Annotated in this window: 11 protein-coding genes, 1 pseudogene and 1 riboswitch; of the genes and pseudogenes, 4 read left to right on the top strand and 8 right to left on the bottom strand. The window is 51.6% G+C overall.

Going from position 1 to position 12,436, the window contains the following annotated elements; translation table 11 throughout:
- Positions 1–192: 192 nt before the first annotated feature.
- Together H4F65_RS14890 and H4F65_RS14885 are read left to right on the top strand one after the other, a co-directional pair.
- A complete protein-coding gene (locus H4F65_RS14890) occupies positions 193–762 on the top strand; it encodes a TetR/AcrR family transcriptional regulator (protein ID WP_010278694.1) in 570 nt (189 codons plus the stop codon).
- Between the two features lie 60 nt (positions 763–822).
- Positions 823–1,299, top strand: a complete 477-nt coding sequence (locus H4F65_RS14885; protein WP_010278692.1) for a nuclear transport factor 2 family protein — start codon at positions 823–825, stop codon at positions 1,297–1,299.
- A gap of 120 nt (positions 1,300–1,419) precedes the next feature.
- Here the strand turns inward: H4F65_RS14885 and H4F65_RS21915 are convergent.
- From H4F65_RS21915 to H4F65_RS14875, 3 genes and pseudogenes are all read right to left on the bottom strand, one after another.
- A pseudogene (locus H4F65_RS21915) lies at positions 1,420–1,572 on the bottom strand (glutamine amidotransferase); the annotation flags it as partial.
- Between the two features lie 402 nt (positions 1,573–1,974).
- The gene (locus H4F65_RS14880; RefSeq protein ID WP_010278690.1) at positions 1,975–2,607 is read right to left on the bottom strand and encodes a LysE family translocator; all 633 of its coding nucleotides are present in this window, start codon (positions 2,605–2,607) and stop codon (positions 1,975–1,977) included.
- A gap of 16 nt (positions 2,608–2,623) precedes the next feature.
- Positions 2,624–2,706: riboswitch (ZMP/ZTP riboswitch) on the bottom strand.
- Between the two features lie 277 nt (positions 2,707–2,983).
- On the bottom strand, positions 2,984–4,192 hold the full coding sequence (locus H4F65_RS14875; protein ID WP_010278689.1) for an MFS transporter: 1,209 nt from the start codon (positions 4,190–4,192) through the stop codon (positions 2,984–2,986).
- Positions 4,193–4,295: 103 nt separating this feature from the next.
- On the opposite strand from H4F65_RS14875, the gene H4F65_RS14870 reads away from it, so the two are divergent.
- The gene (locus tag H4F65_RS14870) at positions 4,296–5,213 is read left to right on the top strand and encodes a LysR family transcriptional regulator (protein WP_010278686.1); all 918 of its coding nucleotides are present in this window, start codon (positions 4,296–4,298) and stop codon (positions 5,211–5,213) included.
- Positions 5,214–5,538: 325 nt separating this feature from the next.
- Here the strand turns inward: H4F65_RS14870 and H4F65_RS14865 are convergent, their stop codons facing one another.
- The 5 genes from H4F65_RS14865 to H4F65_RS14845 form a co-directional block, all read right to left on the bottom strand.
- A complete protein-coding gene (locus H4F65_RS14865) occupies positions 5,539–7,593 on the bottom strand; it encodes a toxin-antitoxin system YwqK family antitoxin (protein WP_010278681.1) in 2,055 nt (684 codons plus the stop codon).
- A gap of 102 nt (positions 7,594–7,695) precedes the next feature.
- Positions 7,696–8,613 carry an aminotransferase class IV gene (locus tag H4F65_RS14860; protein WP_010278678.1) on the bottom strand — a complete coding sequence of 306 codons (918 nt, stop codon included), beginning with the start codon at positions 8,611–8,613 and terminating at the stop codon, positions 7,696–7,698.
- Positions 8,614–8,635: 22 nt separating this feature from the next.
- Positions 8,636–9,484 (bottom strand): amino acid ABC transporter ATP-binding protein, encoded by an 849-nt coding sequence (locus H4F65_RS14855; protein WP_010278675.1) that lies wholly within the window; start codon positions 9,482–9,484, stop codon positions 8,636–8,638.
- 21 nt (positions 9,485–9,505) lie between these two features.
- Positions 9,506–10,171: an amino acid ABC transporter permease gene (locus tag H4F65_RS14850; RefSeq protein ID WP_010278672.1), complete on the bottom strand. Its 666-nt coding sequence runs from the start codon at positions 10,169–10,171 to the stop codon at positions 9,506–9,508.
- An 8-nt stretch (positions 10,172–10,179) separates the two neighbouring features.
- Positions 10,180–10,857 (bottom strand): amino acid ABC transporter permease, encoded by a 678-nt coding sequence (locus H4F65_RS14845; protein WP_010278669.1) that lies wholly within the window; start codon positions 10,855–10,857, stop codon positions 10,180–10,182.
- Between the two features lie 150 nt (positions 10,858–11,007).
- On the opposite strand from H4F65_RS14845, the gene H4F65_RS14840 reads away from it, so the two are divergent.
- A complete protein-coding gene (locus H4F65_RS14840; RefSeq protein ID WP_010278665.1) occupies positions 11,008–12,417 on the top strand; it encodes an MmgE/PrpD family protein in 1,410 nt (469 codons plus the stop codon).
- The last annotated feature ends 19 nt before the right edge of the window (positions 12,418–12,436 follow it).

Below are 12,436 nucleotides of genomic sequence, written 5' to 3'. Positions count from 1 at the left end.
TCCTTTCGCTTAACCGACTTCACCCTCCTTTATTTGCCCAACGTTGTGCCAGAAACGAACGTGCTTATGTCGCGATCTATTGATTTAGGGGCGTGGAACTCGCTCTCCCACACGGACTGCACTCTTCATTTCTTGAAAAATGCTTTCAGGCTAACGCTTGACTAGGTAGAACGATCGTTCTACCATTTATTCATGAACAAAAAACTAAACGACACCCGAGAAAAAATCCTGGCGACCGCTGAGCAACTTATCTATCAGAATGGCATTCATGCCACTGGCATGGACCTTCTGGTCAAGACCTCTGGCGTCGCAAGGAAAAGCATTTATCGCTATTTCGCGACCAAGGATGACGTGGCAGCCGCCGCGTTGAATGCACGTGATGAACGCTGGATGCACTGGTTCAGAACGGAATGTGATAAAGGCAATACCCCTCAGGAGCGCATTCTGAATATGTTCACTGTACTCAAAGGCTGGTTTGAGTCAGAGGGCTTTCGTGGTTGTGCCTTTATTAATACGGCTGGAGAAGTCGGTGACCCTGCCGATCCCGTTCGCCAAATTGCAAAGCTGCATAAACAAAAATTGCTGGATTACACGCTGGAACTCACCGAGCAATTAAACATCGGGCAACCATCAGCCTTGGCCAAACAGCTGCTGATTCTGATGGAGGGTGCCATCACCATGTCACACGTGATGGGCGATGACAGCGTGGCCGATAGCGCAAGAGAAGTGGCGCAACTGTTGTTGAAACAGGCCTCTCACTAGGGCCTGAGTTTCAAAAAATCCCATACTACTGATATATCCAAATTTCCTGGAGGCTCTACCATGTCCGATAAACAGACTCGCCCGCCACTTCCTCCTTTCACTCGTGAAACGGCGATTGAGAAGGTGCGACTGGCTGAAGATGGCTGGAACAGTCGAGATGCCGAAAAGGTATCGCTGGCCTACACGCTAGACACCAAATGGCGTAATCGCGCCGAGTTTGCAACCAATCGTGAAGAAGCCAAAGGTTTCCTCACGCGGAAGTGGAAAAAAGAACTTGAGTATCGTCTGATTAAAGAGTTATGGGCGTTTACTGATAATCGCATCGCCGTGCGGTACGCCTATGAATGGCATGATGACTCGGGTAACTGGTTTCGCTCTTATGGCAACGAAAACTGGGAATTTGAAGAAGATGGCCTGATGCATCGTCGCTTTGCCTGTATAAACGACATGCCTATTAAAGAGAGTGAACGCAAGTTCCACTGGCCATTGGGTCGTCGTCCGGATGATCATCCCGGTCTGTCGGAGCTGGGCCTGTAGTTCTACATATTCTTCCGATAAGCCCCTGATGACTGTCTCAGCCGGGGGCTTTTTCTCAACTTAAAAATGACGGCATCTATTTATCGCGCTAATGATGTCATTCGGATGAGGTTATTCTCACTACGCTTTTGACCGACAGTAGCATGATTCCAGTTTGTCGAGGAACGTGAATAAAACCCTATTCATTTCACTGTAGTCATGAGCCCGCAGTTCTTCAGGGGGATTGATGAAACGATAATTTGCGGCCTGACTTAAATCCTTATCTGAGTGTGCACTTGCGGCAGTTTCTCGCCAGTAAGTCTTTCAACAACCTCAATTGCGTCTGGATCGCCATGCCAGGCCATACAACTTAAACAATCGCCGCCACAATCAAGATTTAGCGTTTCTGGTTCTTTGCTCATTGGCTGGCCACAGGTCAGGCAATGGTTGATTTTCACTGGAAGTGACTTCATTTTGAGGTTTAAGATTAAATATGTTCCGTGCTGTCTAACATTCTACTGTAAGGTCCGTTTCCTCTCATAACTGCTTGGTGGTGGGAGAGGGTAGCCCTGTGCCAGGAGCGGGCATTGATAACATTGAGATATGTTAGCTTATGAGGAGCAGAGCAGGATGTCCTCATGGGTGATATGAGGACATTGCTGACGTCGTGATGTGCTCATTAGTGGGAAACAATCACTATCGCTTTCCCTCGCAAGCAATCTTCAGGGCTAGCCCTGCCAGTACAGTACCCATAAACCAACGTTGCGCTTTTATCCATGAAGGACGACTTGAAAGAAACCCTGCTATTGAACCTGCAACGAGGACAATCATGGAATTTACCATCAGGCTTATAAAGATTTGGACACATCCAAGCGCCAGTGACTGACTTAGAACGCTGCCATGGTCTGGTTGAATAAATTGCGGAAGCAAAGATAAATACATGATGGCAATTTTAGGATTAGCGAGATTAGTAATGAAGCCCATCATAAATAGTTTATTAGGGCCATCAACCGGCATCTCTTTAACGGAAAAAGGGGCATTTCCACCGGGTTTTACAGCTTGCCAGGCGAGATAGAGAAGGTAAGCGGCTCCGCCAAAACGAAGTAAGTCGTAGGCATAAGGAATGGCAAACACAAATGCTGTTATGCCGAATGCGGCACAAAGCATGTAAAAGACAAAGCCAAGCGCAATGCCGCCTAGGGAAATAAGCCCAGCGCGTTTTCCCTGGCAAATGGAGCGAGAAATTAAATAGATCATGTTTGGGCCGGGAGTTAATACCATTCCTAACGCAACCAGACCAAACGTAAGAAAATGTACGTAATCAGGCATAACTTATCTCGAAGGAAGGTTATGCCCAGACGCGCGGCTAGCAATGACTCATGCTCCCCGATAGTGATCTATCTTTAAGCGTCAGTAACATGAGCGCATTTATTATTACATAATATCAACAACACTGGGCTCTGCAAATCATAAACATTATTGCTGCGGCAGTGAGCAGTTTACTCTATTCTCAGGGCCTTATGGTTATGGCCGCCGAAATGGGCCTAAATGCCTGTATATGTCGAATTAACCGCTTACTTAAGTCCCAGATCCTCTGTGCTCAGGACACTTCAAGGTGAGTATGGATTCCAAACTTCCACTGTTCGCTTGCAGCTGACGTCCGGCTCGGTTAACTGACCGCACCGTGCCAGGAGCGGACGTTATGCTAATCATTGATGAGATGATTCGGTTGGAGCGTACGTTTAGCCAGTTTCTTTTGCATAATGATAACGATAATGGGGAACCCTGATGCGGAAATTGCACATACTCCCAGCAACGTGTTCATATTTTGTGGTGCTATGGCGTGCCCAGGTAATAGAAAGGCAGACAGAAAAAATGCGACCGTTGTGATCAGGTACATTATTGATGTCTGCAATGAAGAGAATCCCGCGCGTTGCCTGTCATTAGGAAACTGAATGCTCACCGCCGAGGAGGAAACCAGACGACTGTAAGATGCACCGAGAAATAAAATAATAAATAGCGCCGGATGCGAATAGCCCATAACAGGTATTAGCAAAGCGAGTAAAAAAACGACAGTTGACCCTGTAGCCAGACCCACAGCAGAAAAATGCGGAGTTAACGCGCCTGTCATTTTTGTTGACAGGTATCCTGCAACGCCCCCAGCGAAAAACAGCCATGGCAGCAGGTATCGAGAGGCCCCCAGTTGCTGGGTCATTAATGGTACCAGAACAGGAATGACTAGCATCGAGCTAAACTGTACCAGCGCATTACTGGAAGCGAACAGTAAAGTGTTAATGTCGAGAGGCATTGCGTGGGGTGTGTCGAAAGAGACTGGATCCTGAGGGATGATGGAAACAATCAGTGGCAATGCCAACAAACACAGCATACTGATTAACCACAAAGCGACATGCCAGCCACAATGAGCACACAAAAATAGTATCGTGGGCATTCCGACAATGCTTACCATCGAAAATGATGCAATTACCGTCGCCAACATTTTTCCTCGCAAGTTAACTGGTGCGAGATTTATCAATATACTGATACTCACCCCCATAGTTGTGCCTCCAACCAATCCGGCACACAATCGTAATGTAAGCAGAAGGCTAAAGCTGGAGGTAAATGTCGTCAAAAGTGTCAGTAGGCCGAGTAGCGCCATATTGGCGATTAAAAAACGTTTCTTATTGAAACGACCAATCCAGTAAAAGGCGATAATTCCCGACAGGACCGCCCCGGAGGTGTACATGCCGGATACGTAGCCTGAGAATGATACGGGAACGGCGAAGTCTGATGCCATAAAAGCAAAAACAGGGTTGAACATCATATATTCCAGTGCATTTGTGAACTGGATAAAAGCCATAACAACCGCTATCCGGATGAGGGCTTTATGATTAAACGTTGTTGTGACCAATGACATAGCAAGCGACCTGTGGGTGAAAGATATCCGAGTTTAACTGCTATCAATCTTGTTCAATAGATGGTAAAACTGGCATTTATTGTTATCATTTATGGGATAGTTGATGCGGCCAGTTCTTGATTTTAATACCCTGAAAGTTTTCATTGCGGTGGTTGAAAGAGACAGTTTTGTTGGGGCATCTAAAGTCCTTGAAATGCCGACATCAAACGTGAGTCGTTGTATTTCTCAGTTAGAAGACAGACTGAATCTTCACCTTATTGAGCGCAGCACCCGACATATGAAACTCACACAAGCGGGGCTCCTGCTCTATTCCCGGGCGAAGCCATTAATGGATGCACTTGAGCAGACTGAAACAGAATTAACGTTGCGGCAGATGCAGCTCAAGGGGCCACTACGTATCTGTATTCCCAATGAAATAGGTCCTGCACTGCTGGGTTCTGTGATTGCGGATTTCGCCTGCCAGCACTCGGATCTGGAAATTAGCTGTGTCACAAATTTGTCTGGTCTTGAATCCCTGAGAGACGATCTGGATTTAGCCATTATTGTGAGCCGTGGCCAGATGGATGATAGTGATTACATAGCCCGTCATCTGGTGACGATCCCTTGCACTATCGTTGCAGCCCCCTCCGTCATTCAGCGTTATGGCATACTTTCTCGTATACAACAATTTGAAGAATTACCCTGTATTACCACGGTAAATGCACTTAAAGGTGCTCCCTGGCAGTTTGTGAATAAAAACGGGGGATTCGAGACGATAAAGGTTAAAGGCCATTACCGGGTAAACAGCGGAGAGATGGCAGGACGCGCGGCGGTAGCGGGTGTTGGTTTCGCTATTCTTTCGAAACAGGCCTGCCAACCCTACATCGACGATGGACGGCTGATCGAGATTAAGTTTGAACAACCGCCAGCCCCACTTCAATTGTTCGCACTTTATTCAAACAGGCGTTATTTGCCCGCTAAAACACGAGCGCTTATTGAATACATACAGCAGAATTTGAGCAATACATCCTTAGCAACCTAAGAATATATTAAACAGCCACAGAGAGTTCCAGTGTTACAATGATCTCTAAATGTAGAATGTCTGCTCCTCGCTCATAGCAGACAACCCCAAACGAGATCTTAAACCTGAGGCATCGCTGAATAATACCGCTGAGCGGCCTATAAACCCCGGCGACTCAATTTCCTAAGCAAACGTCGGGGCTTATCGTCACCTCGGTGAGTGAGTAATGGAAAGCACCTGCCTCCATATAACCTCACTCAATGCGGTACCACTTTCGAAAGGATATGAATCGCTCGTACACCCGTGCAGAATCATCGATGACTGAGCGTTTCTCCTGTGTGGGATCTCAGCGTTCATACTCCCATTTCGGGGGCACGCAGCCTTTAGGGCCGGGGGCGGTCTGTTTTCCGTTCTCATCGAAACGGGTTTCACAGCCGGTGGTCAGCCTGCCGTCTTTCCAGACTCCGCTGCTTTTGACTTTGCCATCGGGGTAATAACAGGCGCTTTCGCCCTGACGCAGCGCGCCCTGATAATCTTTGTACTCTTTGCCATCGACCACCAACGGTTTGAAACCCTGCGCGCGACTAATGCATTGCATCTGACCGTTAGGGTAATAGCTGATTTGGGTGTAGCTGTCATCGGTACCGATACGCGTTTCATCCTGACGCTGACCGTTCGCATACCAGGTGTTATTGGTTTGCTGGCGGTTGAACAGATAATCGGCTTCGGTGAGGGGCGTGCCGTCCGGGTTGAAGGTTTGCTGTTTACCGCAGTAGCCACGACCGCTCATCGACAGAGGGCAGTAATTGCGTTCGATAATTTTGACGCCAGTGGCGGTAAATTCCTGCATCAGTCCGACTTCGTAACCGCGGTCAAGGGTTGATATGGACTTCGGTTTTCCGTCGGGGAAATTATAGATATTCGGGCCGTCGAGTTCGCCATTGCGGTAGCCTCGATCGGCGCGCACAGTGGTGCCATCGTCATAATATTCGATTTCACGACCCTCCAGTTTGCCCATGACATAATCAGCCTGATAAACCATTTTTCCGGCAGCGTTGAACTTCTGGTACACACCGTGAGGAAGATTATCTTTATAATGAATGATTTGTGTCAGCCGGCCTTGCTTATCACTCCAGCGCAGTTCCCCCTGCTTTACGCCAGCGATCAGTTCGACCTGTTGGATTTCGCCGTCAGCCGTCTTGAGTTTCCACATCCCGTTAGCCACGCCTTTCACAAACGGGCCTTCGCCGTTTTCGGTGATCCATATGCCTTCAGGCTGGTCATCAACATAATCGCCCTTCGAGCGCAGCACGCCGGCCAGACGGCGCTCGCTGGGGCCATGACGCTGGCCATTGAGATAAGTATCGAAGCCACTTAGCTCTGGTGTATTGCCATCCATGTCGTCGGCGATCTCCCAGCGGCCTTCACGCTCATCGTTTTTCATCAATCCCGTTGCCGTTTCTTGCCCATCGCTGATGGTCCACTGGCCTTGCTGTTGTCCCGCGACATAGCTACCTGAACTGCCGAAGTTCTCGCCGACGGTGGTCCATTTTCCGTCAGGAACGCCATGCAGGAAAAAACCTTTTACTAAGCCATATTGCGGCGAGTAATAGACATAAGGCCCATTCTCGCTGCCGCTGAATTTAGCCGGGTCAGCTTGCCAACTGATGGCTGTCGCGCGAAATCCAGGTGTTGCGCTGTCTTCCACGCGACGGAAGGTTACGGTAAGAAATAAACCGTCTTTTTCCGCGAAGGTTTTTTTATAGGCGTAGACGTTGTCTGCTGGCTGCTTCGCAGCATGAGAAGGTGTGCCATCGTCAAGATACCAGCCGACAACGTCGCCCTGAGTAAAGTCGATGTTATCGAAATCATGATTATCGAACTTAGGGTACTGCGCGCTGTAGTCATAAGGCGGAAGCTTGGTGAGGGCGCGTTTTATCGACGTTGCATTGAGATCCTTATTCTCGCGAACCAGCTTGTCCAGAACCGGCTGTAAACTCCGTACCGGAATATAGCTGCCGTCTTCAATGTAACGCCAACCGCGCAGGGCGAACTTGCCGTGGCTTTTACTCAATACCAACGTGATTTGACCAGTCTGGTCTACGTCGACATAAAACACGGATTCAATGGTGGAATCGGGGAAGGTACCGAGCAGGTGAGGAAGGTGATCGGCACTCTTATCCTCTTCGCTACAGAAGCAGTAATAGCCGTTGACCACCTGGTTTTCCTGAATGAAAACCAGAAGGGCGCTGCTGTCGCGTGCGCCCGAAATAATCGGATGCGCCAGCGTTTTACCCGCGTCAAAAGGGGGTAAGGTGTCGTCTGGGGCGGCGATAGCCGTGCTGACCCCTATGACCATATTCAGTAGTAGGATGCCAAACAGTAACTTTACGGCTTTCATTCCCTGACCTGCTCTTTTGAAAAAATGGCGCTTAGGTTACATGAAATGTTTCTAACGGTTAATATTCGTTGAATCAATTCGTTGTTGAACGTAGCGCCTCAATCACTGCGCATGCAGATACGCCTCATACCAGCGGCTGAGCTGCTCGGTAACCGGGCGGTGTTCAGCGCTAAACGGCCGGCCATCCAGCGCTTTTACCGGGGTGATGCCCGCCAACGTGCCGGTGACAAAGGCTTCATCAGCGGTAAGGGCTTCTGCCAGCGTAAAATCCTGCGTCTTGACCGTGAGTCCGTTGGCCTGCGCGAGATCGATAATGGTCTGACGGGTAATACCGTTGAAGCAGTAGCGGCCTGATGATGTCCACAGTTCACCGCGACGGACGATAAAAAAGTTGGTGGAGTTACAGCTGGCGACAAAACCGTGCGGATCCAGCATCAGCGCTTCATCGGCACCGGCCTGCAACGCCTGTAGCAGCGCCTGAATAAGATTAAGTCGACTGTGCGAATTCAGCCGCAGATCGAAGACGTCTGGCGTACTGGTGCGGTAGGTGGAGGTAAACAGCGTCAGCCCGCGCTTTTTCGCCGCCGTATCGACGACTTTATACTCCGCCACGCACACGATGGTGGCACCGCCGATAATAAAGCGGGGATCCTGATTCGGCGTATGCTTTTTCCCCCGGGTAATCATCAGGCGAATATGCGCGCCATCGGTCATGCCGTTGATGGCGAGCGTGTTATAGAGGATATCGGTCAGCGCTTCCCGGCTATGGCCGATATCCAACTGAATCGCGGCGGCACCGTCAAACAGACGATCCAGATGTGCATCCAGCGCAATCAGGCGGCCGTTAACCAGACGCAAGCCTTCCCATACGCCGTCGCCGCACACGTAGCCGGAATCAAAGATCGACACCACCGCATTGTCGCGATGTACAAACTCCCCATTCACATACACTTGTACGTCGTTGTTACGCGGATCCTGCAAATAGGCCTGACTGCTCTGGCTGGATAAGGTGGGTTGCATCGTGCTGTTCCTGAATGATGAGTTAAAATGCTCGCTCAGCAAAACGAGCAAGGAAGGCTTGGGTACGGGGTTGCTGCGGATTTTTGAGCACCTGCTCGGCGCTGCCCATTTCATGGATCACGCCATTTTCGATAAAGATAACGCGGTCGGCGAAGTGATAGGCGAATCCCAGTTCATGGGTGACTAACAGCAGGGTACGGCCTTCCTCCGCGAGCGCGTGGATGGTGTGCAGCACTTCGCCCACCAGTTCTGGATCCAGTGACGATGTCGGTTCATCGAACAGCATGACTTCCGGTGACATCGCCAGCGCACGCGCAATTGCCACCCGCTGCTGCTGACCGCCGGACAGGCTGCCGGGACGGGCTTCTTGCTTGTTGCTCAGCCCGACCTTTTCCAACTGGGCTTTGGCGATGACATCGGCGTCCTGTCGCGGCATCCTCTTCACTGACACCAGCGCTTCACGCACGTTTTCCAGCACGGTCAGATGGGGAAACAGGTTGAATTGCTGAAACACCATGCCTACGCGTTCCCGCACGGCGCACAGCTGCTTTTCGGGATAATCACGCTGGCCTTGTGCATTGGTTTTTCCCAGTACCACGCCATCGAGTTCGATGGTGCCGGCGCTGGGGATCTCCATAAAATTCAGGCAGCGCAACAGGGTGCTTTTTCCCGACCCACTACCGCCGATGATGGCAATTTTTTCGCCGCGGCGTACATCGAGATCGATCCCCTTCAAGACCTCAACGGCACCGAAGCGTTTCTGGAGCCCGCGAATGCGCAGGACGATATCGTCATTCAGCGCTTCATTTCCACTCAACGTACTGTTTTCATTCAAAGTACTGTTTTCATTCAAAGTCATAGTTTCACTCATAGCAATCCTGTGGCGCTGGGGCTAGGGGGTTGAACGGAAACGACGTTCAAGTCGTGCGGCAAGGTAGCTCCCCGGCCAGATCAAAACGAAATAGAGCAGCGCCACCACCGTCAGGATTTCCAGCGGGCGATAATAGGTACTGCTCAGCAGCCGCCCCTGATACATCAGTTCGTTGACGGCCAGAATGGAGGCCAGTGAGGTCACCTTGGCTAGCTCGATCATCCGGTTGGTGAGGGCGGGCAGCATATTGCGTAACACCTGTGGCAGAACCACACGCCGCAGGATCACCGCCTGCCGCATGCCCAACGCTTTTGCGCCTTCCCACTGTCCGTGGTCGATGGATTGCAGCCCCGCGCGGAAAATTTCCGTACAGTACGCGGCGCTATACAGCGTTAAAGCCAGCGCGGCGGCGGCAAAGGTACTGAACTGTATACCGACCAGAACAGGAAAAGCGTAATAAAACCAGATCAGTTGGATCAGGACGGGCGTATTACGGAAGATTTCGACAAAGCATCTGGCGGGCAGCGACAGCCAGCGTTTGCCAAATACGCGAAAAAGACCGAGAACCAGCCCCAGAGCGGTGCCCAACACACCGGCTAACAGCCAGAGTTCGAGCGTAACGCCTAGGCCTTTCAGCAGCACGGGAAGGTTGTGCCAGACCAGCGAGAAATCCCATTGATAGTGCATGATGTTCCTTACGCGAGCCGACGATCGGTCAGCGACAGCCGTTTCTCAATATGTTGACTGAACAGGCTAATCAGCAGCAGCAGGGTGAAATACATCACCGCCACCAGACTGTAGACTTCTAGCGGTCGGTAGGTTTGGCTGTTGATCTGCATCGCCTGATAAAGCAACTCGCTATAAGCTAGTGATGACGCCAGAGAGGTGGATTTAATGAGTTCAAACGAGCGCTCAATAAAGGGTGGGATCATGCGGCGTAACGCCTGAGGAAGAATGACCCGACGCAGTGCCGTTGATTTCGACATGCCCAGCGCTTTTGCCCCTTCCCATTGTCCCGTGTGAATAGAAGAGATCGCGCCACGGTAAACTTCGGCATAAAAGGCACTGGACTGTGCGGACAGCGCGATCACGGCGGCGGTGAAAGGCGAAAACGTTAAGGGCGTAATGACGGGCAGGGCGTAGTAAATCCAGAAAAAATGCACCAGCGCGGGCGTATTACGATAAAAGCCAATCAACATCGCGGCGGGCAGGCGCAAGAGCCGCTGGGGCGACATTTTCATGGCGGCGAGCACCATGCCTGCCACCATCCCGATCAGGATGCTGGTGGCACCGATCTTTATCGTTCCCCATAGCCCCTCCAGCAGCAGTTGGTGATAGGGCCAGATGGCGGAAAAATCCCACTGATAAGACATAGATGCAGAGCCCCTGGAAACAACGTAATTAGGAAATAGGTTTCTTATTTTGTTAGAACCGATGCATCTTAGCAGGTCGAAAAAATGATAAATAAATAATAAAACGTGGTGCTAATATTCCTTTTATTTATAAAAGAATGACGGTTACCGATGTCTTACGCTATTGAACTCCCTCTGACGTTGCGCCTCGCGACCTTTGCCCATCGACTGACGATTCAGGACATTCCCGCCGCGTTAAGACGAAAAATCGTGCTGCATTTTATCGACAGTCTGGGCTGTGGCATTGCCGGTGCGAGTAGTCAGGTGGTGCGGGATTGCGCGCGTGTCACCTGCCTGCACTATGCGGCGGGCAATTGCCCGGTATTGGACGGTGGCGCGCCGTTGGCGGCCATCGGCGCGGCATTTTTGAATGCGGCGGCGATTAATGCGCTGGATTACGATGATGGTTATGAGGTTGCCGGACGCGGCATGGGGCACCCCGGCGCTTCGCTGGTTGCCGCCGCGCTGGCGGCAGTCGGTACGCGCCCGATCGACGGCGAAACGCTGATCTGCGCGCTGGCTGCGGCGTATGAAATCAATGGCCGGATCATTCAGTCTCAGCAGCCGAGTCCTGCCCGTTTTCAGCAGGTTTATGGCGTGTGCCAGCATGAATCTATCGGGGCGGCAGTGGCCTACGGATTGCTCACAGGGTGTGACGCCACAGGGTTAGAGAACGCCATCGGTCTGGCGGCGTCGCTGACGCCGTTGCCCAGTTTGCACAAATACAACTGGCAGCAGCGACCGCTGGTTTCCTTTAAGGATTACAACGCGCCAGCCGCAGAAGCGGGCGTCCGTGGGGTAGAGCTACATCGCAGCGGAATTATCGGCCCAAGAGATGTGCTGTCCGGCGAGCAGGGATTCTGGCGCATGATGGGGTCTGATCGCTTTGATGAAGCGGCATTGATTGCTGGCTTGGGAGAGGAGTGGGCGATCCAGCACGCCAGTTTTAAGGCGTATCCGGCCTGCCGCTGGATACATACCGCACTGGAATCCTTCGAACGCGTCCAGCACGATCTGGCGCTGTCGCCGCAGGCTATTGATCGGATTCGGGTCAAAGGCAGCCAGAGGCTGGCCGCTGATTTCATGGATAGGCGGCCGAAAAATGCGACAGATGCGCAATTCAGCCTGCCGTTTGCGCTGGCGTGTCTGGCCTACCGCATTCCGCGCCACCGCTGGAGTGCGGACGACACCTTAACCAGCCCGGAACTTCTGGCGTTGGCCGATAAGGTTCACGTTGAGGTTTCTCCCGAACTTGACCAGTTGATGGCGCAGGCGCGTCGGCCGGTGCTGCAGGTTGATGTCGTCACGCGGGGAAGTGTTGTGAGTGGTGAGCGCATTGCGTTTCCCCTCGGCTGTGCAGAACACCCGCTGGCGGAAAGCCGCATCATGGCGAAGTTTGCGGAGAATCTCTCGCCTCGGCTTGCCCCAACAACGGTTGCGGAGGCAACGGCGGCGTTATCCGAACTGGAACACTGTCAGGATGTCGCCGCGCTGCTGACCCCGCTAATGCAGATGCCCTGACTCCGTTCAGGGCTGTCGC

Origin of the sequence: Pectobacterium brasiliense (assembly GCF_016950255.1) — a bacterium.
Lineage (GTDB): Bacteria > Pseudomonadota > Gammaproteobacteria > Enterobacterales > Enterobacteriaceae > Pectobacterium > Pectobacterium brasiliense.
Note: the sequence above shows the minus strand (reverse complement) of the source record. Positions and strands in the feature narration are given on the sequence as shown.

Excerpts from the sequence above, each read along its gene's own strand:
- H4F65_RS14845 (WP_010278669.1), bottom strand. The coding sequence starts at position 10,857 with ATGTCTTATCAGTGGGATTTTTCCGCCATCTGGCCCTATCACCAACTG.
- H4F65_RS14875 (WP_010278689.1), bottom strand. The coding sequence starts at position 4,192 with ATGTCATTGGTCACAACAACGTTTAATCATAAAGCCCTCATCCGGATA.
- H4F65_RS14885 (WP_010278692.1), top strand. The coding sequence starts at position 823 with ATGTCCGATAAACAGACTCGCCCGCCACTTCCTCCTTTCACTCGTGAA.
- H4F65_RS14880 (WP_010278690.1), bottom strand. The coding sequence starts at position 2,607 with ATGCCTGATTACGTACATTTTCTTACGTTTGGTCTGGTTGCGTTAGGA.
- H4F65_RS14860 (WP_010278678.1), bottom strand. The coding sequence starts at position 8,613 with ATGCAACCCACCTTATCCAGCCAGAGCAGTCAGGCCTATTTGCAGGAT.
- H4F65_RS14870 (WP_010278686.1), top strand. The coding sequence starts at position 4,296 with ATGCGGCCAGTTCTTGATTTTAATACCCTGAAAGTTTTCATTGCGGTG.
- H4F65_RS14840 (WP_010278665.1), top strand. The coding sequence starts at position 11,008 with ATGTCTTACGCTATTGAACTCCCTCTGACGTTGCGCCTCGCGACCTTT.
- H4F65_RS14850 (WP_010278672.1), bottom strand. The coding sequence starts at position 10,171 with ATGCACTATCAATGGGATTTCTCGCTGGTCTGGCACAACCTTCCCGTG.
- H4F65_RS14865 (WP_010278681.1), bottom strand. The coding sequence starts at position 7,593 with ATGAAAGCCGTAAAGTTACTGTTTGGCATCCTACTACTGAATATGGTC.
- H4F65_RS14890 (WP_010278694.1), top strand. The coding sequence starts at position 193 with ATGAACAAAAAACTAAACGACACCCGAGAAAAAATCCTGGCGACCGCT.
- H4F65_RS14855 (WP_010278675.1), bottom strand. The coding sequence starts at position 9,484 with ATGAGTGAAACTATGACTTTGAATGAAAACAGTACTTTGAATGAAAAC.